This window comes from Marinobacter sp. (assembly GCF_035268745.1).
In the GTDB taxonomy this organism is placed as follows: domain Bacteria; phylum Pseudomonadota; class Gammaproteobacteria; order Pseudomonadales; family Oleiphilaceae; genus Marinobacter.
Genome location: NZ_DATFKH010000080.1, coordinates 25,993 through 48,434, shown reverse-complemented (window position 1 = coordinate 48,434; position 22,442 = coordinate 25,993). Strand labels below are relative to the sequence as shown.

23 protein-coding genes are annotated in these 22,442 nt (G+C 56.4%); 6 read left to right on the top strand and 17 right to left on the bottom strand.

The genetic code is table 11. The features are described from left to right. Positions 1-1,206 (top strand): nicotinate phosphoribosyltransferase (locus VJ956_RS07115; RefSeq protein ID WP_324083203.1); only part of this gene is annotated, 1,206 nt, incomplete at its 5' end. Positions 1,207-1,233: 27 nt separating this feature from the next. On the opposite strand, the gene VJ956_RS07110 is transcribed toward VJ956_RS07115, so the two are convergent. Beyond that, positions 1,234-2,391, bottom strand: a complete 1,158-nt coding sequence (locus VJ956_RS07110) for a GNAT family N-acetyltransferase (protein ID WP_324083201.1) — start codon at positions 2,389-2,391, stop codon at positions 1,234-1,236. 69 nt (positions 2,392-2,460) lie between these two features. Between VJ956_RS07110 and VJ956_RS07105 the strand changes: the two genes are divergently transcribed. The 4 genes from VJ956_RS07105 to VJ956_RS07090 are packed head-to-tail and all read left to right on the top strand — an operon-like array spanning position 2,461 to position 5,280. Further along, entirely contained in the window at positions 2,461-3,087 is a 627-nt protein-coding gene (locus VJ956_RS07105; RefSeq protein WP_324083198.1) for a YigZ family protein, read from the top strand. After that, positions 3,084-3,620, top strand: coding sequence for a DUF4136 domain-containing protein (locus VJ956_RS07100; protein ID WP_324083196.1), 537 nt, complete (start codon positions 3,084-3,086; stop codon positions 3,618-3,620). The genes VJ956_RS07105 and VJ956_RS07100 overlap by 4 nt, the downstream gene beginning before the upstream one ends. A gap of 4 nt (positions 3,621-3,624) precedes the next feature. Beyond that, the gene (locus VJ956_RS07095) at positions 3,625-3,981 is read left to right on the top strand and encodes a translation initiation factor Sui1 (protein WP_324083194.1); all 357 of its coding nucleotides are present in this window, start codon (positions 3,625-3,627) and stop codon (positions 3,979-3,981) included. Between the two features lie 24 nt (positions 3,982-4,005). Continuing rightward, positions 4,006-5,280 (top strand): D-amino acid dehydrogenase, encoded by a 1,275-nt coding sequence (locus VJ956_RS07090; RefSeq protein ID WP_324083192.1) that lies wholly within the window; start codon positions 4,006-4,008, stop codon positions 5,278-5,280. Here the strand turns inward: VJ956_RS07090 and VJ956_RS07085 are convergent. The 15 genes from VJ956_RS07085 to VJ956_RS07015 form a co-directional block, all read right to left on the bottom strand. Continuing rightward, positions 5,277-6,926, bottom strand: coding sequence for a fatty acid--CoA ligase (locus VJ956_RS07085; protein WP_324083190.1), 1,650 nt, complete (start codon positions 6,924-6,926; stop codon positions 5,277-5,279). The genes VJ956_RS07090 and VJ956_RS07085 overlap by 4 nt on opposite strands. Positions 6,927-7,040: 114 nt before the next feature. Continuing rightward, complete coding sequence (gene mnhG, locus VJ956_RS07080; RefSeq protein ID WP_324083188.1) at positions 7,041-7,451, bottom strand: monovalent cation/H(+) antiporter subunit G; 411 nt, start codon at positions 7,449-7,451, stop codon at positions 7,041-7,043. Continuing rightward, the gene (locus VJ956_RS07075) at positions 7,444-7,716 is read right to left on the bottom strand and encodes a monovalent cation/H+ antiporter complex subunit F (protein ID WP_324083186.1); all 273 of its coding nucleotides are present in this window, start codon (positions 7,714-7,716) and stop codon (positions 7,444-7,446) included. Before VJ956_RS07075 ends, mnhG begins: the two co-directional genes overlap by 8 nt. Before the next feature lie 9 nt (positions 7,717-7,725). Then, positions 7,726-8,199 (bottom strand): Na+/H+ antiporter subunit E, encoded by a 474-nt coding sequence (locus tag VJ956_RS07070; protein WP_324083185.1) that lies wholly within the window; start codon positions 8,197-8,199, stop codon positions 7,726-7,728. After that, positions 8,196-9,710, bottom strand: a complete 1,515-nt coding sequence (locus VJ956_RS07065; protein WP_324083183.1) for a Na+/H+ antiporter subunit D — start codon at positions 9,708-9,710, stop codon at positions 8,196-8,198. Before VJ956_RS07065 ends, VJ956_RS07070 begins: the two co-directional genes overlap by 4 nt. Beyond that, the gene (locus VJ956_RS07060) at positions 9,707-10,054 is read right to left on the bottom strand and encodes a Na+/H+ antiporter subunit C (protein ID WP_324083180.1); all 348 of its coding nucleotides are present in this window, start codon (positions 10,052-10,054) and stop codon (positions 9,707-9,709) included. The genes VJ956_RS07065 and VJ956_RS07060 overlap by 4 nt, the downstream gene beginning before the upstream one ends. Before the next feature lie 34 nt (positions 10,055-10,088). Beyond that, positions 10,089-10,514, bottom strand: coding sequence for a Na+/H+ antiporter subunit B (locus VJ956_RS07055; RefSeq protein ID WP_324083178.1), 426 nt, complete (start codon positions 10,512-10,514; stop codon positions 10,089-10,091). After that, positions 10,511-12,820, bottom strand: coding sequence for a putative monovalent cation/H+ antiporter subunit A (locus tag VJ956_RS07050; protein ID WP_324083177.1), 2,310 nt, complete (start codon positions 12,818-12,820; stop codon positions 10,511-10,513). Before VJ956_RS07050 ends, VJ956_RS07055 begins: the two co-directional genes overlap by 4 nt. Before the next feature lie 215 nt (positions 12,821-13,035). After that, on the bottom strand, positions 13,036-13,368 hold the full coding sequence (locus tag VJ956_RS07045) for a Na+/H+ antiporter subunit G (protein ID WP_324083175.1): 333 nt from the start codon (positions 13,366-13,368) through the stop codon (positions 13,036-13,038). 52 nt (positions 13,369-13,420) lie between these two features. Further along, a complete protein-coding gene (locus VJ956_RS07040) occupies positions 13,421-13,690 on the bottom strand; it encodes a K+/H+ antiporter subunit F (RefSeq protein WP_324083172.1) in 270 nt (89 codons plus the stop codon). Beyond that, positions 13,687-14,175, bottom strand: coding sequence for a Na+/H+ antiporter subunit E (locus VJ956_RS07035; RefSeq protein ID WP_324083171.1), 489 nt, complete (start codon positions 14,173-14,175; stop codon positions 13,687-13,689). The genes VJ956_RS07040 and VJ956_RS07035 overlap by 4 nt, the downstream gene beginning before the upstream one ends. Continuing rightward, positions 14,172-15,692: a monovalent cation/H+ antiporter subunit D gene (locus VJ956_RS07030; protein WP_324083169.1), complete on the bottom strand. Its 1,521-nt coding sequence runs from the start codon at positions 15,690-15,692 to the stop codon at positions 14,172-14,174. The genes VJ956_RS07035 and VJ956_RS07030 overlap by 4 nt, the downstream gene beginning before the upstream one ends. Further along, on the bottom strand, positions 15,689-16,057 hold the full coding sequence (locus tag VJ956_RS07025; protein ID WP_324083167.1) for a Na+/H+ antiporter subunit C: 369 nt from the start codon (positions 16,055-16,057) through the stop codon (positions 15,689-15,691). The genes VJ956_RS07030 and VJ956_RS07025 overlap by 4 nt, the downstream gene beginning before the upstream one ends. A gap of 1 nt (position 16,058) precedes the next feature. Then, the gene (locus VJ956_RS07020) at positions 16,059-18,869 is read right to left on the bottom strand and encodes a monovalent cation/H+ antiporter subunit A (RefSeq protein WP_324083165.1); all 2,811 of its coding nucleotides are present in this window, start codon (positions 18,867-18,869) and stop codon (positions 16,059-16,061) included. A gap of 95 nt (positions 18,870-18,964) precedes the next feature. Continuing rightward, a complete protein-coding gene (locus VJ956_RS07015) occupies positions 18,965-19,777 on the bottom strand; it encodes a crotonase/enoyl-CoA hydratase family protein (protein ID WP_324083163.1) in 813 nt (270 codons plus the stop codon). Between the two features lie 96 nt (positions 19,778-19,873). On the opposite strand from VJ956_RS07015, the gene VJ956_RS07010 reads away from it, so the two are divergent. Beyond that, on the top strand, positions 19,874-21,928 hold the full coding sequence (locus VJ956_RS07010; RefSeq protein WP_324083161.1) for an NADPH-dependent 2,4-dienoyl-CoA reductase: 2,055 nt from the start codon (positions 19,874-19,876) through the stop codon (positions 21,926-21,928). 246 nt (positions 21,929-22,174) lie between these two features. Here VJ956_RS07010 and VJ956_RS07005 read toward each other — a convergent pair whose 3' ends face one another. Next, on the bottom strand, positions 22,175-22,387 hold the full coding sequence (locus VJ956_RS07005) for a hypothetical protein (RefSeq protein ID WP_324083159.1): 213 nt from the start codon (positions 22,385-22,387) through the stop codon (positions 22,175-22,177). Positions 22,388-22,442 lie beyond the last annotated feature (55 nt).

The window sequence follows — 22,442 nt, the reverse complement described above, 5'->3', positions numbered from 1 at the left end:
TTTGTTCTGGCCTGTGCCCAGCAGAGTGTGGCGCGGGTCATAGAGCGACTGGCCTTTACCGACGAGCACATCGAAAGCCTGGAATCCCTGAACCGGTTTCAGCCCGGGTTTCTGGAATGGCTGCGAAATTTTCGTTTCAGCGGTTCCGTCCATGCCGTTGACGAGGGCACTCCGCTGTTCCCGCAGGAGCCTCTGCTGGAAATTGAGGGGCCAATCGCCGAGGTGCAGTTGCTGGAAAGCCTGGTGATGAACTATGTGCATCTGGAGTCGGTTCTGGCCTCAAAGGCGGTGCGTGTCCGCTTCGCAGCCGGCGAAAAGGCGGTTGTCGACTTCGGAATGCGGCGCACTCACGGCGTGGATGCCGCCTATCGCGGTGTTCGCGCCTACCGCCTGGCCGGCCTGGCCGGAACCAGCAACGTTCTGGCAGGTCTGGATTTCAATATGCCGGTGAGCGGCACCATGGCCCACAGTTTTGTGCAGGCCTGTGAAAGCGAAATGGACGCCTTCAAAACCTACGCGCGGCTTTACCCGGGAACCACGTTGCTGGTCGATACCTACGATACGCTGCAGGCGGTCAGGGCAATCACAAAATGGTTGAAGGAGGACACCGACGTCCATATCGGGGGCATCCGGCTTGACTCCGGAGACCTGGGCGCAGAGGCTTTTGAATGCAGGCGCCTGCTGGACGAAGCAGGATTTACGGACGTAAAAATAATGGCCAGCGGAGGCCTGGACGAATACAAAATTGCCGATCTCGTCGGCTCAGGCGCCCCGATCGACGGATTTGGTGTTGGTACGGCGATCGCTTCATCGAAAGATGAACCGGCGCTGGAACTGGCCTTCAAGCTAACCGAATACGCTGGTCTACCCAGAATGAAAAACTCCCCGGGCAAGCAGTCCTTCCCTGGGCGTAAGCAGATTTTCCGTCAACTCGGGGCGGATGGCCGTATCATGCAGGATATTGTTGCTGGCCGTGATGAAGTCCATGACGGTGAGCCCCTGCTGAAGCCGGTAATGCGGCAGGGCCGGATCATCGAGGGGGCGATTCCGCCACTGGATGACCAGGTCGAAGCGGCTGCAAAGAATATCGATGCCCTGGGGGAAGGATTTCTTTCGCTTGAGCCTGTGACGGAAAGCCCGGTTGTGATCAGTGACTTCCTGAAGACACTGCAGCGGGAAACTCTGGAGAAGATCACAAAAGCGTGAAGCTGGCCGGGGCTGCGGCTGAGCCGGCTATACCTGCCTGAAAGGCAGTGCTTCCAGAGCATCCCGGGCATAGGCCATGACATGGTCTGCCTCGTCTTCGGTAAACCTGGCAATGGCCTCCTGAAAGCCCGGGTGAGCAATGCCGTGCCAGGAATGGGTAATGACCGGCTCAAACCCCCGAACCAGTTTATGTTCTCCCTGGGCGCCGGCATCGAATCGTGCCAATGCCTGCTGGATAGCCAGCTCAATGCCCTGGTAGTAACAGGTTTCAAAGTGCAGAAAGTTATATTCGTCCAGACAGCCCCAGTAACGACCGTAGAGTGTATCCTGCCCCGACATGAAAAGGGCGCCGGCGATCATCCTGCCGGCATCGGATGCCATAACCAGCGTTAAATGCTCTGGCAGCCTTTCCCGGATCTGCTCGAAAAAGGCCTTGTTGAGGTAGGGCCGTTGTCCGCGTTTCAGGTAGGTGGCCTGATAGAAGACATAAAATGCCGACAGCACCTGATCTGAAATATCGCGGCCATGATAGCGGGTAAAGGTAATGCCCTGGTCTGCTACCTGTCGGCGCTCCTTGCGGATCGACTTGCGTTTGCGGGAAGTAAGCATGGCCAGGAAGTCTTCGAAGCTGGCATAGTTGTTGTTGTGCCAGTGGAACTGACAGCCGAGCCGATGCAGTTCGCCGTTCTGATGAAGCAGGGACTGATCGCCGACATCCGGGAATAACAGGTGCCAGGACTGCACGCCCAGGTCGGCAATCAGCGAATCCAGCAGGGCCGGCATGTCGCCAGTCCTGAGGTGTGCTCTTGCTGCGGGCTGGAGCAACAGTCTTGGCCCCCGGGAAGGAGTGAACGGGATCGCTATCAGCAGTTTCGGATAATAAGGCAGGCCGTGGCGCTGGTAGGCTTCGGCCCAGGCGAAATCAAAAACGTACTCGCCCATGGAATGGGTTTTCAGATAGGCAGGTGCCACGCCGACCACGACGTCGCCGGATCTGAAAACCAGATGCTGGGGCTGCCAGCCTGTCGCTGCGGTGGTGCAGCCGGATTGTTCAAGGGCAGCGAAAAACTCATAACGCAGGAATGGGTTAGCTGTGCCAGCCATCGCTTGCCATTGCTCGCGGCCAATGTCTGCAATCGAATCGCAGGTGGTGATGGTCAACTCTGGCAGGCTCCGATCGGGCATTGTTAATCTAGCTCCTTGGTGTTTCGATACCATACGCGAGAACAGGCAGGTTGATCACCGGTTTACAATATGATGAAAGATTATCCTGTTCCTGCCGGATACCTTGAGCGGGAAACGGAAGTAAAAAAGAGCCGCTTTATCGCTAGTGTGGCGCCTGTCGGCTCCCGGAACCAGGTGAAAGAGTGGCTTGAGCGGGCTCATCACGACCATCCGGATGCCCGCCATATCTGCTGGGCCTATCAGCTAGGGCGTCCCGGCGCCGCAGCAGAAGCGGCCATGAATGATGATGGTGAACCTTCAGGCACAGCAGGCAGGCCAATACTCGGCGTTATCCAGCATAAGGATATGGGGGACGTGCTGGTGATGGTCGTCCGCTACTTCGGCGGTGTCAAGCTGGGCGCCGGCGGGCTTGTCCGCGCCTATGCCGGTGCTGCAGAAAGTGTACTTGCGGATGTGGAGCGAGTGATACGAAAGCCGCTGGAAATCGTGTATGTCATTATGGGGTTTGCCGACGAACAGCCGTTACGCCACTGGTGCGAAAGCCACGATGGCGCGATTCTGGATATAGAATACGGTATCGCAGTAACGGCGACGGTGGAACTCACGGTCGAAGATTGTGACGAACTGACGGCGTTCTGCAATTCGCGGGGGCTGGAAGTCCTTACAAAACCACAACGGGGAGAAGTTGAGCAATGATCAGGTCAGTACTGATTTCCGTGTTCGCGCTGGCGATCACGGGCTGCGCAAGTAATGTAATAACCGACTACGACTCCGGTGCGGTTTTCAGCACTTACGAATCCTGGAATTTTGTGCCGGCCAGAGACGGCAGTGAAGGTTATGTCTCGCTGGATGGAAGTCGTATCCGTAAAGCGATAGAACGCGAAATGGAGCATGAAAATCTGCAACAGGTCCCCGCCGAGGAGGCGGACCTGCTGGTTGCCTGGCAGATCGTGACCGAAGAGCGCCTTGAGCGTGTTGGCGCAGGATTCGGTTTTGGCCTGGGCTTCGGCAGCGGTAATTTTGGCTGGGGCATCGCCACGCAGCCACCCATTGAGAAAGTGGAAGAAGGCAAACTGGTTGTCGAACTGGTCGATTCACAAACCAGGCAGGTGGTCTGGCGCGCGGCCAGTCGGCGTTATCTGGAAGAAAGTCAGTCAGCTGAATCACGACAGAAGCTGATAGACCGGATTGTGACCGACATGTTTGAAGAATATCCGCCGGGGGCTTGACGCCATGAAGAAAAACTCTGACGGCGGCCTGGTATTTTCCACCGAACAGGGACGTATGTGCCCTGACTGCCGTGAGCCGCTGGCAGACTGCCACTGTGATGAGGCCCGGGTGCCTGCCGGGGACGGTGTGGTCAGGGTCAGTCGTGAAACCAAGGGCCGCAAGGGCAAAGGGGTGACCCTGATCAAGGGCATTCCGCTGGCCGGACCCGAACTCAAGGCCTATGCGAAATTGCTCAAGGCCAGTTGCGGTACCGGCGGCACGGTAAAGGACGGGGTGGTCGAGATTCAGGGCGATCATCGCGATACCCTGGTTGCTTTGCTGCAGGCAAAAGGCTGGACGGTAAAACGTGCCGGTGGCTGAAGCGCCGAATCGAGGAGGTAATGAATGCATGTCATGGTGCTCGGGGCAGGCGTTGTCGGTGTTACATCGGCCTGGTATCTGCGCCGGAAAGGGTATGACGTTACGGTCGTTGACCGTCAGCGCAAAGCGGGTACGGAAACCAGCTATGCCAATGGTGGGCAGGTCTCGGTTTCCCATGCCGAACCCTGGGCTAACCCGTCGGCACCGCTAAAGGTCCTTAAATGGATGGCACAAGCGGATGCCCCGCTGTTATTCCGGCCACGCCTGGACCCGGCCCAGTGGCGCTGGGCACTGTCCTTTCTCAGAGAGTGTACGGCCACACGCGCCGCCTGGAACATTCGCCAGATGGTGAACCTTGGCACCTATAGCCGCACCTGTTTACAGGCCCTGCGTCAGGAGGCAGAGCTGGAATATGACCAGCTTGAAAAGGGCATTCTTCATTTCTATACCAGCCAGAAAGAATTCGACGCCGCCCAGAGACCTGCGCAAATCATGCGTGACCTGGGCTGCGACCGGCAGGTAATCGACGCCCGCCGGGCGGTAGAGCTGGAGCCGGCGCTGAAGCCCATTCAGCATCGCATCGCCGGTGCCACCTATACCAGCGAGGACGAGTCCGGTGATGCCCGCAAATTCACCCAGGCGCTGGCGAAGCGGGCGGAAGCAGCAGGGGTGCAATTCCTTTACGGCACCGAAGTGGTCGGGTTTGACAAAGCATCGGGCCGTATTCTGGGGGTAAACGTTATTCACGACGGCCAGCATCAGACCCTGAGAGCGGACAATTATGTCCTCAGTCTGGGCAGCTACAGTGCGCCTCTGGCCAGGAAAATCGGCCTGTCTCTTAACATTTATCCGGCGAAAGGCTATTCCATTACCGTGCCCGTCAAAAACGAGCAGGCTGCATTCAGCGTCAGCCTGACCGACGACGAGTACAAACTGGTATTCTCGAGGTTGGGAAATCGGCTGCGGGTGGCAGGCACGGCGGAACTGAACGGCTACAGTCGCCAACTCAATCTGACCCGGTGCCGCGCCATTGTTCGCCGCACCGCCGAGCTCATGCCTGATGCGGCCCACTGGGATCAGGCCGAGTTCTGGACGGGATTACGGCCTGCCACGCCTTCCAACGTGCCCTGTGTGGGCAGGAGCAGAATCGGGAATCTGTTTCTGAATACCGGTCACGGCACGCTGGGCTGGACCCATTCCTGTGGCTCAGCGGCCGCGCTGTCCGATATCATTGCGGGCCACAGGCCGGAGGTGGATTTCGCCTTCGCCGGCCTGTGCGCTTACTTACGCAAGGATTAGTAACCTTCAAGCTGATCCCGGATCAGCTTCTTGTTGATCTTGCCAACACTGGTCTTCGGGATGTCGTCGACAAAATCAATCTGGGCGGGAATGGCCCATTTATTGATCTCGCCGGAATCGACAAACTGCCTGAGGTGATCCTGCAGCTGCTCCTGCGTGACTTCTTCGCCCGGTTTCAGGACAACCAGCGCGTGAGGGCGTTCGCCCCATTTGTCGTCGGGGATGCCAACCACTGCGGCGGCGGCAACCGCTGGATGCTGGCTGATCAGGTTTTCCAGATCCAGCGACGACAGCCACTCACCACCGGTTTTAATCACGTCCTTGATACGGTCCTTGATCACCAGGGTACTGTCGGGTTCCATACTGGCCACGTCGCCGGTATGCAGCCAGCCCCCCTGCCAGAGTTCTTCGCCTTTTTCCGGCTCCTTGAAATAGTTCTGGGTCAGCCAGGGCGCGCGGGCAACCACTTCGCCCTTGGCGTCGCCGTCATGGGGTACCGGATTTCCCTTGGGGTCGACGATGTCAATCTGAACCATGGGTACCGCCACGCCGGTCTTGATGCGTCTGGAGGTTTGCTGAACCAGCGGCAGCTCAAGATCTTCCGGTCTGATATGGGTGGCAGACAGCAGCGGGCAGGTCTCGGACATACCGTAGCCGGTATACATCCGGATGCCCAGTCTGGCTCCTGCATCGCAGAGGCCACGGGTGAGGGCGCTGCCGCCGATCAGCACGTGCCAGTTACTCAGGTCGGCGGTCTTGATCGACTCGGTCGCCATCATCATCTGCATTACGGTTGGTACGCAGTGCGAGAAGGTGACCTTGTGCTCCTTCACCAGATCTACCAGCAGCTCCGGTTCATAGCGGCCCGGATAGACCTGTTTGATGCCAAGCAGGGTTGCTGCGTAGGGCACACCCCAGGCATGAACGTGAAACATGGGGGTAACCGGCATATACACGGAAGATGACCGCAGCATGGGCATTTCGTCAAACGCCGACAGGGAACCGGTCATTGCCAGGGTGTGCAGCACCAGTTGGCGATGGCTGAAAAAAACGCCTTTCGGGTTGCCGGTGGTGCCGGTGGTATAGAAGGTCGTGGCGATGCTGTTTTCGTCAAAATCCGGGAAATCGAAGTGCTTGCCGGCTTTGGCAAGCAAGGCCTCGTATTCACCCGCGCTTTCGAGGGATGTTGATCTGGCTTCCGGTGCATCGGTCAACTGGATGTACCGGCGGACAGTTCTGATCTCGTCCTTGATGCTTTCGAGAATCGGCAGAAAGTCGTCATGGACCAGAATCAGATCATCTTCCGCGTGGTTGATGGTATACCCGATCTGTTCCGGTGACAGGCGCACGTTGACGGTATGCAGCACTGCTCCGATCATCGGAATTGCAAAAAAGCATTCCAGATAGCGCGGGGTATCCCAGTCCATGACTGCGACGGTGTCGCCCGGTTTCACGCCGGCGTCGGTCAGGGCATTGGCCAGGCGCTGGATGCGTTCCACCAGGTCGGTGTAGGTGTACTTGCTTTTGTTGGCGTAGACGATCTCCTGATCCGGCGCATAGCGCGGTGCCGACAACAGCAGTTGCTTGATCAGAAGCGGGTATTGGTAGGCGTTGTCTGCCGGCGGCAGAATTCGCGTGTTGGCCATTGTTGTCCCTCTATCTCATTTGTTGGATTTATTGGCGGAGAGAGACCAATCTGCCACAGATCGACCGCTCCTGAAAATCTGACCGGTGAGTTTCATGCATCTCCCGGGACAATTCTATTGCTCGGAACTGTCAGGCGCTTTAGGCGGGATCATGCTCTCCGGACTGGATTCAAGCCCGCTGTTGAGTTTATGGGTATAGGGGTCGTAACGTTCACGCAGTTCGTCTTTTACCGTTCCCTCCCAGAGCTTGATGCCGGTGAAGTAACCGGCCCGGCCTATAACATGAGCTGCAATTGGTGCGGTCAGAAGGATGAACACAATAAATGCCACAGCCCTTGCGGTGACAGCGCTATCAGCAAAATGCAGGGCGACTCCACCCATAATCAACATGGCGCCCAATGCGCCTGCCTTGGTGGAGGCGTGCATGCGGGTGGGGAGGTCAGGCAGTCTCAGGATGCCAATGGCTGCAAGGATCATGAACGAAGCTCCTGCAAGCAGCAGGACAGAGACGAAAATTTCACTCATCCTTCACATCTCCCCGTTCTACAAATCTGGCAAACCCGATCGCCGCCAGAAAGGCCGTCAGGGCTATAACGATAGCGACATCAAGCAGACTCGATACACTGGTATCAATGGCATGTACCCCGGCATAGCCCACCACGACGGAGGCAATCAGTTCCAGCGCAACCACCCGGTCAGGCAGGGAAGGGCCGCGGGTTAACCGGATGAACGCAAAAAGCAAAGCCAGCGACAGCATGAAATAAACGATATTAATGACAACATCAAGCATGGCGGCGCCTTAGTGCATGATTTTCAGGAGACGGTGTTCCAGTTCCCGAAGGTCGATTCTGAGCTGCTCTTCATCCTGAAGAAACATCGCGTGGATGAACAGTACCCGCCGGTCATCGGACACGTCCAGGCTCAGCGTGCCCGGTGTCAGGGAAATAACACTACTGAGGAACATAATCTCCATGTCGGTTCTCGCCGTGAGTGGAAACGCGATCACACCAGGCTTCATGTACCAGACCGGGGTCGAGACGTCGTAAGCAACCCGCAAGTTTGATTTCACCAGCTCCTTGAGGAAAAAGACCAGGAAAGCCATAAGGCGCGGGATTCTGCGGGAGTAGCCTTTTAAAGCGGGTACCTGATTCTGTAACACCATCAGGGCAATGTAGCCAAAGAAAAAGCCGGTCAGCAGATTCATCGCAGTGACGCTGCCACTCAGGGCCACCCAGGCCAGAGCCAGCAGCAAATTCCAGAAGAGACCGATCACGTCGACTGCCCTCCGAGAACCGCTTTAATATAAAGTTGCGGATTCATTAACTGTTCTGCTGCCAACTCGGCGAGCAAGTAAATAGGCTGACCATAAAGACCGATAATCAGCGTAGACGTAGCCAGGCCGACGACAGGCACAAAATAAGCCCAACTGAGTTTATCCTGGTTTTTGCCGTTGAGCATACTCAGGTCAGTTACATGCTCAGGAACCTTTTTCCAGAAAACCTCCGCCCAGATCTTGATCATCGAATACAGTGTTAATAACCCCACCAGCAGGGCAATTGCTGTGACCAGATACTCGCCGGATTCAAGGCTTGCGCGAACAACGATAAACTTGGCAAAAAAGCCTGATAAAGGAGGAATACCGGCGAGCGATAACGCCGGGATCAGAAACAGCAGCGCCAGATACGGGCGCTGGCGATATATGCCACCCAGATTTTTCAGTTCATAACTGCCGAGCAAACGATAGGTGATGCCGCTGACCAGGAACAGGTTCGTCTTCACGATAATATGATGCATGATATAGAACACCCCGCCGATAAGAGCGAGAGGCGTAAACAGCGCCAGACCCAGAAGCATGTAGCCGATCTGGCTGACAATATGGAATGACAGTATCCGGCGAAACTCGAACTGCGCCGCGGCCCCGAGTACCCCGGTCAGCATGGTAAGGGCGGCGCCCCAAAGCAGGATGTTGTGGGTGTAATCAACATCCTGAGTGAAAATCAGCGTGAACACGCGGTAAAGCGCATACACTCCGACCTTGGTAAGCAGTCCCGCGAACAGCGCCGAAACCGCGACCTGTGGTGTGTGATAAGAGGCAGGCAACCAGAAAAACAGTGGGAAGGCCGCCGCCTTGATGCCGAAGGACACCATAAACAGCATGGACACCACAGTGATCATCCCCGGATCGTCAACACTGTTTACTTTCTGGGCGATGTCCGCCATGTTCAGGGTGCCGACCATGCCATAGAGCAAACCCACGGCAGAAAGGAAAATCGCCGACGAAAACAGGTTCAGGGTTACATATTTGATTGCACCTTCCATCTGCGCGCGTTCGCCGCCCAGGGTTAAAAGTGCAAACGAAGCCAGCAGCATCACTTCGAACCAGACGAACAGATTGAATATATCCCCGGTAAGGAAAGCGCCAGCTACGCCGGCAAGCAACAGATGCATCAGTGGGTAATAGCCGAATTTTTCATGGCCGCTGGGTGTCGACGCCAGTGAATACACGGCAATGGCGAGTCCGATAATGCCGGTAAGCACAATCATGATGGCGGCAAGGATATCCGCTACAAGTACGATGCTGAACGGTGCGGGCCAACTGCCCATTTCCACTACCAGGAAGCCTTGGTCAGTGGTTGATGCCAGCAGCCAGACTCCGGCTGCCAGCAAAAGGCCGGTGGCGAGGACAGCAAGAAGGCGCTGAAGGCGGACAGAGCGCCAGAGCGCCAGCGATAATGCGCCGGCAGTCAGCGGTATCAGAATCGGAAGAACAAGTTCCAGGTTCAAGTATCCGTATCCTTCATCTTGTCCAGGTCATCGGTTCCAACCACCTCGTATGCGCGCCGGATCAGAACCACGGCGAAGGCCAGTACGCTGAATGCGATGACAATAGCGGTGAGGATGAGTGCCTGCGGTAGAGGGTCAGCCACCGCGCTGACGACCCCGCTTGCCCCCTCTGGAATGAGCGGTGGTGCGCCCCGGGTCAAACCCGAGACTACGAAAATCAGGAGATTGGCTGCGTTGCTCAGAATGATCAGTCCGATAACCAGCTTCACAATAGATCGCCTCAGCATCATATAAATGCTGGCGGCAAACAGAAGACCGACGACGTAAGCCATCATGGTTGCCATTGAATCGCTCCCTGTTCAAAAAATGGTGTTGGAGTCATTCTTCCGACTCCATCAGGCCGATAACGAATGTCATCAGCGTCCCCAGAACAGCGAGGTAGACGCCAATATCGAATATCAGCACAGTCGATAGCTTCAGATAGTTGTTGCCGGGCAGCGGCAATTCCCACCAGTGGGCGGTAAGCATGGCCTGGCCGGACCACAAGGCAGGCAGGGTGGAAGCAAGCCCTAACAGTAGTCCGGCGGCCAGGAGATCTCGCGGACTGACCCGCAGTATCCTGCGGGTTGATTCAGCGCCAAAGGCGAAGGCATAAAGCACGAAAGCGCTCGCCGCAACCAGCCCACCAATAAAGCCACCGCCAGGCTCATCGTGCCCGCGCAGGAGCAGGAAAACCGAGAACATCAGCTGTAACGGCATGATGGCCAGGGCTGCCGTGTGCAGAATAAGCGTGTTGGACTTCATGATTTATGCTGGTCCTCCGCCCTGAGTTTGATCATGGAGTAAACCCCCATGGCGGCGAGGGCCAGAACAAAAATCTCGCCCAGAGTGTCCAGTTGCCGGAAATCCACCAGAATCACGTTGACTATGTTTTTGCCGAAGGCCAGGCCATAACTGTTTTCAATGTAGTAACTGGAAATACTGTCAAAGTATTGAATATCCAGTACAGCAAGCATGAGCAGGGTCATGACCACGCCTGCAAATACTGCCACTGCAAGATCCCGGTAACGTTCCCAGGGCGACGAGAGGTTGACGAATGGCGGTAGTTTGAAGAGCACCAGAACCAGTAATATAACGGTCAGCGTTTCAACCAGCAGCTGGGTTATGCCCAGATCCGGAGCGCTGAAATGGATGAAGATCAGGGCTACCCCGAAACCGAGAACACCCACAGAAGCAACGGAGCCCAGCCGGGACTTGGTCACACTGGCAAAAACGGTCGAGGCGACAATCATGAGTGCAATTACCCATTCGTAGAAAAAGCTGTCGCTGAAATCAGAACTCAGATGAAAACCGTGCCGGGTAAGCAGGGTGTAGCCAGTCAGACTGAAGGTCACAAGAACAAGGATGAGCAGATAGATACCAAGAACGCCGTTCTGCAGCAGTCGTGTCTGCCAGCTGGCTATCTGGGTGATACCCAGCATGATGCGGAAATATCCTGCCTCCGGCCCGAATCGACTGGCAATCGTGTTGATGGCGTAGAGCCTCGGTTGCAGCTGTTGCCAGCTCACAAGTAATAGCGACCCTGCCAGCAGGCCGGCGCCAGACAGCATCAACGGGACGTTAACTCCGTGCCAGAGGGCAAGGGCGGTCTGTACGCCACTGCCATAGACTGACGAAACTGCGGCATCCAGCACGAACCCTGCCGGAAGAAACGGCACCATGCCAAAGACCAGGGCAATCAGTGACAATACTGCGGGGCCAATCAGCATGGCAAAAGGGGCATCGTGGGGCTGTTTCGGGGTGGCGCGAACAGGCCCGAAGAAGGGCTTTATAGACACCAGGCCCGCCACCGCGACAACCATAATGGAGGCAGTGACTGCTGCCGCTAACAGGGTCCATGACAACAACGGAGCATTGAGCAGCGACTCAAACATCAATTCCTTGGCAACGAAGCCGAAAAGTGGCGGAAGCCCCGCCAGCGAAAGTGCAGCCAGACAGGTAATCATTGCGGTCTTTGGCATGCTGCGCCAGAGTCCGCCCATTTTGGTAATGTCCTTGGTACCGGTTTCATGGTCCATCGCACCGGCGAGCATAAACAGCGCGCCCTTGTAGAGTGAATGGGCGACCAGGACACAGATGAAAGCCGTGATTGCCAGTTCGGTACCAATGCCGATCAGCATGGTGAGGGTGCCCAGTGCCATTACGGTGGAGTAGGCCAGCACTTTTTTGATGCCGGTACTGCTGAATGCCAGGTATGCGCCGGTGAGCATGGTGGACGCACCAAGAATCATCAGGGCATAGCTCCATAGCAAGCCTTCCCCCATGGACGGGTTCAGGCGTGCCAGTAGATAGATGCCGGCCTTGACCATGGTTGCAGAATGCAGGTAAGCCGAAACCGGAGTCGGCGCGGCCATGGCGTTCGGTAGCCAGAAATGGAAAGGTACCTGGGCTGACTTGGTAAAGGCGCCTATGAGGATACAGATGACGGCTGCGAGGTAATAGCCGTGTTCTTCAACTGCCAGACCGGAAGCAAGGATTTCCGAAAATGAATAGCTGCCGGTGATAAAGATCAGCAGGATCAGGCCGGCCATCAATACCAGGCCGCCGCCTGCGGTGACGAAAAGTCCCTGCAGGGCACACTTTCTCGCCTCGGCATCTTCATGGTTGAAGCCGATCAACAGGTAGGAGGTGATGCTGGTGAGCTCCCAGAATACGAAAAAGGTTATGAGATTATCGGATAACACCAGCCCGAGCATTGATGCCATGAACGACAGCATGATGACGTAGAAGCGGGAGAGATCCTTGTGCCCTTTGAGGTAAGAGCCGGCAAAGATAAGGATGAAGGTGCCGATACCACTGATCAGCAGAGCAAAAACCAGGGACAGGCCGTCAATCATGAAATCGAGGGATACCCCCAGGCCCGGCATCCACTGGTTTTCAACCAGAATAATTTCACCATCGCCGATCGCCGGAATCAGGCTGGCAAAGTATGCGGTCAGCAAAGCTGGCAGCAGTGCAAGTGCCCAGCCGACGTGCTGGCCCGTCAAACGGTAAACCGCAGGAACAACGACCGCCAGCAAAAAACCCGACAACACGGCCAGTAACATCATGCAAGGGTGCTCCTTTCAGACCCAAGTTAAAACGTTTCGCAGCTGAGGGCGGTTTACATTAGCTGGATAAAATCCGGTTCTTCGGCGCAGAAATTTTTCCCAGACTATCCGAGCGCTTTGTTGAAGGCAACATTTCTCCGGCGTTGCAGTTGGTTAGGGTTGATATGACGGTCGGCGGGTCATTGTCCGTCTCCGGGCTCCTGGGACCGGATGACTTATTGGTCCCAGGGGTGGCCCCGGGTATTTTTCGTGATTTTGACTTTTAAATGCATGGCAGCCTTGGCCAGGAAGTTGGCACTGATGGGCGCGGTGAGAAACAGAAAAACCATGATCAGAAGTTCCAGCAGGTCGTGACTCGTATTGGTGTCATAAAAGTACAGGAAGGAGGCCATGGCAATACTTCCAACGCCAATGGTAGTCGCCTTGGTAGGGCCATGAAGACGGGTGTAGAAGTCTGGCAGGCGCGCGAGCCCTATGGCGCCCACCAATGCAAACACACCGCCGGTGACTAACAGGATCGAGATGCCCACTTCGGCCACTAGTGCCATTTATATTGCCTCCATTCGGCGCGGCATGATCTGACAGTATGCAAGTGATAGCTCACTCGATGACGCTGCCACGTTTGAGATATTTTGCCAGTGCGACTGTACCGATAAAGCCCATGACGGCGATCAACAGGGCTGCTTCAAGATAAATACGGGTGCCCAGCTGGATATCCAGTAAAAGAATCAGTGCGATTGCATTGATGTAAAGCGTATCCAGTGCCAATACCCGGTCTGGTGCATCAGGGCCCCTTACCAGCCGGTAGACGTTCAGTACGACAGCGAGGGCTATAAAGGCAATGGTAATATTGAGCGCAATTGCAATCATTGAAACACCTCCATCAGGGCTTTCTCATAGCGATTGTGGATGGTCTCAATCAGGTCCTGGTCATCGCTTACATCGACAGCATGAATAAGCAGGAGCTTGTGATCATCACTGACGTCCGCACTGACCGTGCCGGGAGTCAAAGAAATGGTGCTCGCCAGCATGGTTATCCCCATCGGGTGCGTCATTGTCAGGTGGTAACAGACGAAAGCGGGCTGTGGTTCACGTCGAAAACTCAATACCAGTCGGGCGACACTGATGCTGGCAATAACGATATCCAGAATCACCTTCAATACGTACGGCACCAGTTTCCAGGGTTTCCGTATCGTTGGTTTGTCAGGCCAGAATTCCCGGGTGAGAAGCGGTAAGATCCAGGCCAGTATCAGTCCCACTACAATGAAAGCCGCCGACGCCCCTGCCAACATCAGCCAGACCAGGAAAAGCGTAAAGCTCAACAGCGGATGGGGCAGGCCGAAGCGTGCGTTCATTTTGTACCCTCCGTGAAAACAGGCATTTCAAGGATCCTGGTGTAGCCTGCGGAGTTGGTTAGCTGGGCGGCGGTATCGTCAGTGTAACGGCTAATTGGTCGTGCCAGCGCAACAATCACGATACTCAGCGCCAGCAATGCAGTCACCGATGCCGTTACCGGCACGGTCAGTTTACCGTCCGGGTCAATCTGTCCATCGCTGTTTCGCCAGAACACGATACTGCCAGCGTGGCTGTAGGCAATCAGGCTAAAGAAGCTGCCGATTAGGATCACCGACCACAACAGCGTCATCTCAATACCGGGCGCGGCGGCCTGAAGAATCAGCAGTTTTGCAAAAAAACCGCTCAGTGGCGGCAAACCGATTGCCGCCACTGCTCCGAGCAGAAACAGCGTCCCCAACAGGGCGCGGTTACGCATTTTCGGAGCCGTTACCAATTTGTCGCCAGCAGAGCCGCGCTGGTCGGACACCAGGTCGGCCAATAGGAAAAGCCCACCAACGACCCAGGTCGTGTTGATCAGGTAGAACAGCGCCGCTGAAATTCCGGCAGAGGTGTTCAGACCGATAGCTGCCAGCATGGTGCCAACAGAAATGATGACCTGCCAGGCAACCATCGCTCTCAGGGTCCTGGAACCGAGCAATCCCATCACGGCCACTATCAGGGTGATCAAACCCGCGGGGAATAGCCACTCCATGCCAAGATTTGCCAGACTGCCGGCATTATCGCCGAATATCAGTGGGTATACCCGGAGAATGGCGTAAATACCAACTTTCGTCATCACTGCGAACAACGCAGCGACCGGCGCTGTGGCGCTGGCGTAAGCCCGGGGTAACCAGAAGCACAGAGGCAGGACGGCCGCTTTCAAGCCGAATACCACCAACAGGAGCATGCCCCCGATTCTTACCAGCGGGAGGTCTTCACTGCTCAGATTGGGCACCTTTAACGCCAGGTCTGCCATGTTCAGGGTGCCGGTCACGCTGTAGATCATGCCAACGCTGAACAGAAACAACGCAGAACCAACCAGGTTCAGAACCACATAGTGCAGGCCAGGCACGGTTCGCGCCGTCCCCCCGCCGTGCAGCAACAAGCCGTAGGATGCGATAAGCAGTACTTCAAACGCGACAAAGAGGTTGAACAGGTCGCCAGTCAGGAACGCTATGTTCAGCCCGGTCAGCTGAAACAGAAACAGGGTGTGAAAGTGTGGCCCCTGGGTATCTGTCTTGTGAAAGGCGTAGATATGGCAGAACACGGCAAGTATTGCGGTAACCGTCAACATGAGCGCCGCCAGTCGGTCAAGGACCAGTACAATACCGAACGGGGGTTGCCAGTTTCCAAAAGCATACATCCGGTAGCTACCGTCGTCTGCCAGGTTCAGCAGCACAACAGCGGCAACCAGAGTAAGGATCGTGGTGATCAATGCCAGGGTTCTGCGCAGTTGCATGGGAGCATAGGACATGAATATCTGTAGTACGCCGCCAAGCAGTGGAATGAGGATAGGCGCGGTTAACCAGTTGGTCATTGGTTGTTCTCCGTTCTATCCACTTGCTCGTCTGCGGTTTCCTGCTGTTTTATCCCGTCCACGTGATCCACATCCGTGTCGGCATGGCTGCGCAATGCCAGTGCCACCAGAAACGCCGTCATTGCAAAGCCGATGACAATGGCCGTCAACACCAGAGCCTGTGGCAGCGGGTCACTGTATGTCTCGGCGTCGCCAATGATGGGTTGCCCATCGCTCATCAAGCGACCGGTCGAGAACAGAAACAGATTCACTCCGTAGGAAAGCAATGTCAGGCCAACGACAACGGGAAATGTTCTGGCGCGAAGCAGCAGGTAGATACCAGTGCTTGTGAGTGTGCCAATAACCAGTGCAAATACGAGTTCCACGTTAGATTCCTCTTGCTTCGTGACTGTCCGATACCCCGGATGTCGAATCAGAAAGCTTGCTGAGACTGGTAAGGGCCAGCAGAGACGCGCCCACGACGGTCAGGTAAACGCCGAGATCAAAAATCATTGCGGTCGCCAGTTCAAATTTTCCAACCACGGGAAGCGTTACGTAAGTGAACGAGGATGTCAGGAACGGATAACCAAGGGCGTAGCTGCCAACGCCGGTCAATGTCGCTATGCCGACGCCAAGCGCAAGCACGATCTGGTAGGGCACTGTCACGCGCTTTTCGCTCCAGTTGATACCGCTGGCAATGTACTGTGAAATCAGCGCGACTGCCGTGATCAGTCCGGCAATAAAGCCACCACCCGGCATGTTGTGGCCGCGGAGGAAGATAAACACCGAAACCATCAGGGCGAGCGGTAGCAGTGGGCGGGATACCTGCATGAGCATGGTCGGATGAGCGTCCCGGCTCCAGGGGTTGCCGAATCCGTCGGTTGCGGGCGGCTTCAGTTTCGAGTACTTCATCATGGCGTAAATGCCGAGCGCCGCAATGGCAAGAACAGTGATCTCGCCAAGCGTATCGAAACCACGGAAATCGACCAGGATGACGTTCACCACGTTGGTACCGCCGCCGCCCGGCTTGCTGTTTTCCAGAAAGAATTCGGAAATAGAGGTAAACGGACGGGTCAGCAGTGCCAGAGTGACCAGTGTCATACCGACTCCGCCAATCAAAGCGATACTGGCATCCCGCCAGCGAACCAGGGACGCCGTTTCTGTCGGTGTCCAGGCCGGCAGGTAAAACAGTGACAGTACCAGCAATACGATAGTGACCACTTCGACAGAGAGTTGCGTCAGGGCCAGGTCAGGCGCGGAGAACGAAGCAAACGCCAGGGCGACGAGCAGGCCAACAACACTCAGCAGTATCAGTGAGGTCAGCCTCCGTCTGTGCGTCACCACTGTGCCAATGGCGGCACCCATCAGAACCAGGGCGCCCAGGGCTGATGGATAATCAATCGGACTCAAACCGTTGCTGCCAATTGATAGGCCGAGGCTGGCGAGTGGCATGAAAGCTAACACGAAAGCCGCCAGGAAAAGCAAAACAACGTATCGTTGCAAAGAGCCGTTTTCGAGGCTTGCGGTGAAGCGTTCGGAAATTTCTCCGACCCTGCTAACGACGGCTTGGAAAACCGCCTTCGCATCAATTTCCTTAAATCGTGCGTGGAAGTCGAAAAACCGCTGACGCTGGCTGTACATGATCAGCCCGCCAATAAAGGCAAGAACGCTCATCAGCAAAGGCATATTGAACCCGTGGGCAATGGTCAGATGGTATTCCGGAACCTCCCCGCCGAGCGTTGCGGAAGCAGCAGCAAACAGGATTGGCCCGACAGAAAACGCCGGGAACATACCCACCACAAGGCAGGCAAGAACCAGAATTTCAACCGGAATTTTCATGTATCGCGGCGGTTCATGGGGTGGAAAATTGGGCAGATTCTTGGGCTTGCCGTTGAAAAAGACGTCGTGAATAAAACGAGCCGAGTAGGCCACCGCAAAAATACCGGCCAGGGTTGCAATCAGCGGTGGCAGGTAGGCCCAGAGCCCGGGCAGGTTCAGTTCCAGTGCCTCGGCAAAGAACATTTCCTTGCTGAGAAAACCATTCAGCAGTGGTACGCCTGCCATTGAAGCCGCCGCCACCATCGCCAGGGTCGCCGTGTGAGGCATATATTGCCAGAGACCGTTAAGCCGGCGCATGTCACGGGTGCCGGTTTCATGATCAATTATGCCGGCCGCCATAAACAGCGAGGCCTTGAAAGTGGCGTGGTTGATGATATGGAATACGCCCGCGATCGCCGCCAGTTTGGTGCCCATGCCCAGCAACAGGGTTATCAGTCCCAGGTGACTGACCGTTGAGTAGGCCAGAAGTCCTTTCAGGTCATGTTTGAACATGGCGACATAGGCACCGAGCAACAGGGTCACCATGCCGGTAAAGCTGACCATGTAAAACCATTGCTCAGTGCCCGCCAGAGCCGGGTAGAGCCGCGCCATCAGGAAGATACCGGCTTTTACCATGGTGGCCGAGTGAAGATAGGCCGACACCGGGGTCGGCGCCTGCATGGCATTGGGCAGCCAGAAATGGAACGGGAACTGCGCCGACTTGGTAAACGCGCCCAGCAGAATCAGAGTCAGCGCGAGCGGGTACATGCTGTGGTTCTTGATCAGGTCACCAGCGGCAAGGACATCCGCCAGTTCATAGCTGCCGATCATGTTACCGATCAGCAGAATGCCGGCCAGCAGTGCAAGGCCGCCACCGCCGGTGATCGCCAGAGCCATGCGGGCACCCCTTCGGGCATCCTGCTGATGGCTCCAGAAACTGATGAGCAGAAACGAGGTCAGGCTTGTCAGTTCCCAGAATATCAGCATCAGCAAAAGGTTGCCGGACAGCACAATGCCCAGCATGGAGCCCTTGAAGCAAAGCAGCAGAGCGTAGAATTTACCGACGTTTTCATAGGGCTTGAGGTAATAGCGGGCGTACAGGATGATCAGTAACCCGATGATCAGGATCATCAAAGCGAATAACATCGACAGGCCGTCAAGCCGGAAGCTGAAGGACAGGCCGAGGGCAGGTATCCAGGCGTAGCTGGTCTCGACAATGCCGCCGTCAGCAAGGATTTTCCAGTGTGGGTAGAGGGCCGCCAGGCCGATGATGGCGGGAACTGATGACGCTATGGCGCTCGCCGTGCGTCCGCCTTGCGCAAACAGCGGTGCTGCCAGGGCACACAAAAAAGGCAGTAAGACAACCAGCGGTAGCGACATCGCAACCTCGTAATTTGTTCTTTATTAATGGATGGAGAGGCAATCAAGCACCTGATCATACGTGGCCGACCGTTCAGGTCAATAGAACGGACGTCTCAGAGGTTTCTGCGATCCACGAAGGGCTTGTCGGGTTCACCGGAATTGCGGGCAACGGCAATACGCTGGTTTGTCCGTGCCAAAAGCTTTTTCTGCAGGCGGGTTTCCCAAGCCAGGGCGTCCCTGTCGGTGGCACTCCAGGTTCTGTTGAACAACAGTTTGCTGGCAGCCACGGCATCGGGTGAGCGTTCCGCCAGTTCCCGGGCGAAGTCAAGGGCTTCAGCCATGGGGTCATCGCAGATCCGGCTGACCAGGCCCATTGCGCGGGCCTCCGTGCCGCTGAAGCGGCGCGCGGTCATGGTCAGCTCTTTGGCCAGGTCGATGGGCATGAGCTCCCGCAGGGTGACCGCCAGGCTCATGTCGGGAATCAGCCCCCACTTGCTTTCCATAATCGAGAATTCACAGTCCGGTGTGGAAAACCGGAAATCTGCGCCCAGTGCTATCTGCAGACCGCCGCCGAAACAGTAGCCATGGGTCACCGCTATGACCGGAGCGGGCAGGTCCCGCCAGAGGTAACCCACGTCCTGCGCCAGATTGCTGATCTTGCGGCCCGGTTTGAACAGGAGTCTGAGAAAATTGGCCGGGTTTCTGGATACGGTTTTTATGTCCAGGCCGGAACAGAAGGCCTCGCCGGTACCACTGAGGATAATGGCGCGAACGCTGCGGTCTTTCTTCAGGGTTTTGGCGGCATCGGTGATGCCATGGAACATGGGCATGTCCAGACCGTTGTATTTTTCCGGCCGGTTCAGCGTAACCATGGCAATGCCGTTCTCAATGCTGATCTGCACCCGGTCAGATTTGGAGCTGCTCATAGTATCGGTTCCGTGTCATACATTGGTCGAAAGTCGCTATGCTACCATGACGGCCCATTACGAGAATGCCCCCGAAACACAATGAGAGAGCCAACGATGACCCAAGCCTACCCGAATCTTCTGAAGCCGCTGGACCTTGGCTTTACCGAGCTTAAAAACCGCGTGTTGATGGGGTCTATGCATACGGGCCTGGAAGATCGGTTCTGGAACATCCACAAGCTGGCCCGCTATTTTGCCGAGCGGGCCGAAGGTGGTGTGGGCCTGATGGTCACGGGTGGCTTTTCACCAAATCTGGTGGGCCAGCTAGCGCCTTTTGCCTCCACTATGAATAACCGTGGCACGGCCATACTCCACCGTCATGTCACCAGTGCAGTTCACGATGCAGGGGGCAGGATCTGCCTGCAGCTGTTGCATGCGGGCCGCTATAGCTACCACCCTTTCAGTGTATCGGCCTCGGCAACCAGGGCTCCGATAACGCCCTTCAAGGCCCGGGCGCTGTCCACGAAAGCGGTAGACAGGCAGATTGACGACTTCGCCAGTGCTGCGAAACTGGCCAGAATGGCCCGTTATGATGGTGTCGAGGTGATGGGCTCGGAAGGCTATTTCATCAACCAGTTCCTGTGCGAGCGCACCAACAAGCGCAAGGATAAGTGGGGTGGGCCGTTCGAGAACCGGATGCAGTTGCCGGTAGAGATTGTGCGCCGCATCCGCGAGGCCGTGGGTCCGGATTTCATCATCATTTACCGGCTGTCGATGCTGGATCTGGTGGAGGGCGGGCAGACCTGGGAGCAAGTGGTCAAGCTTGGCAGGGCCATTGAACAGGCTGGCGCCACGATCATCAATACCGGCATCGGCTGGCACGAGGCCCGGGTGCCCACCATTGTTACCTCGGTGCCACGGGGCGGGTTCGCGGAAGTGACGGCCAAGTTCTACGGTGAGGTAAGCATTCCGGTATGCACCACCAACCGCATCAATACCCCCGAGAAAGGCGAAGAGATTCTGGCGGCCGGCAAGGCTGACATGGTCTCCATGGCCCGGCCGCTGCTGGCGGATTCGGAGTTTGTTCGCAAGGCGCGGGAAAACCGCAGTGACGAAATCAACACCTGTATTGCCTGCAACCAGGCGTGTCTGGACCATGTGTTCCAGCTCAAGCGCGCGTCCTGTCTGGTGAATCCCCGGGCCTGCCATGAAACCGAACTGGTGCTGACGGTTGCCCCCATCAGCCGTCGCGTTGCCGTGGTAGGTGCCGGGCCTGCGGGCCTTGCCGCCGCCACCACGGCGGCCAGGCGTGGTCATCGCGTCACTCTGTTTGAAGCAGATGCCCTGATCGGAGGGCAGTTCAACTACGCCAAACGGATTCCGGGCAAGGAAGAATTCTACGAAACCCTGCGCTACTTCCAGCGCCAGATTGAGCTGCTGGACATTGAGCTGCAACTGAATACCCGCGTGGATTCGGCTCGCCTCGAACAGGATGGTTTTGATGATGTCATTATCGCCACTGGCGTGAAGCCCAGAACACCGGTCATCGAGGGTATCGACCATCCGAAAGTGCTGGGTTATCTGGATGTGTTGAAACACAACAGACCGGTGGGCAAGTCTGTGGCGGTGATCGGCGCCGGAGGCATCGGCTTTGATGTCAGCGAATTCCTGACTCACAATCCCGGCAACCATCCCGAGGGCCAGCAGGCCGATTTCGAGGACTGGAAAGCCGAATGGGGCGTAGCCCCTGATTACGAAGGTCCTGGTGGCCTGGCCGCGCGCAAGCCAACATCAACGCCACGCAAAATCTACCTGCTGCAGCGCAAGACCAGCAAGGTCGGTGGCGGTCTTGGCAAGACCTCGGGCTGGGTGCATCGCAACAGCCTGAAACACCGTGATGTGGAAATGCTGGGCGGCTGCAGCTACGACAGGATCGACGACCATGGGCTTCATGTCACCCTGGCTGACAAAGAGGGCAAGATCACTGAGTCCCGGGTATTGGCGGTGGACAACGTGGTAATCTGCGCCGGACAGGAGCCGTTCAGAGCGCTCTATGATGACCTGGACAGCAAAGGCATCAAGGCGCACCTGATCGGCGGGGCCGATGTTGCCGAAGAGCTGGATGCAAAGCGTGCAATCCGCCAGGGAACTGAAGTGGCAGCCGGGGTTTAAACAACCTGAGAGCAGTACTCCGCGAGGTCAAACGGGTGAAGTGCAATACCAGTATTGAGGTTGTGTTTGCCGACATGCTGCGGGAGCGGCAACACCTGGCCGTTGTCTGTGACGAACCGGGCACCTGGCGGGGAATAGTGACGCTGGGGGACATATCAGAGACACTCCTGGGCACCGAAATCATTGGCGAGACCGACAATGTGTCCAACCTTCGGCGCTATGCAAAGCAGAGATGGAGTCGACGTCTCAGGAGATTTCATTCCGGAAAAAGGCCGGAGTCACCTCTCGGCTATCGCAGCGAAGGCTTTTCAGGGCGCTGGAAATCGCCTCTGCTTCCGCCTCAAGTACTTTACAACGCAGGGGATTACCCTGAAGCAGGGCCTGCTCAAGCTGTTTCTGCTTCATGTTGTAGAGACGGTTGAGAATGTCTGCCTGGCTTTGCTGAATCGGTGCGTTCATGGTGATTCTCTCCATTGTTACACCTGTCGATAAAATTTACATTCTTGCGTATAAA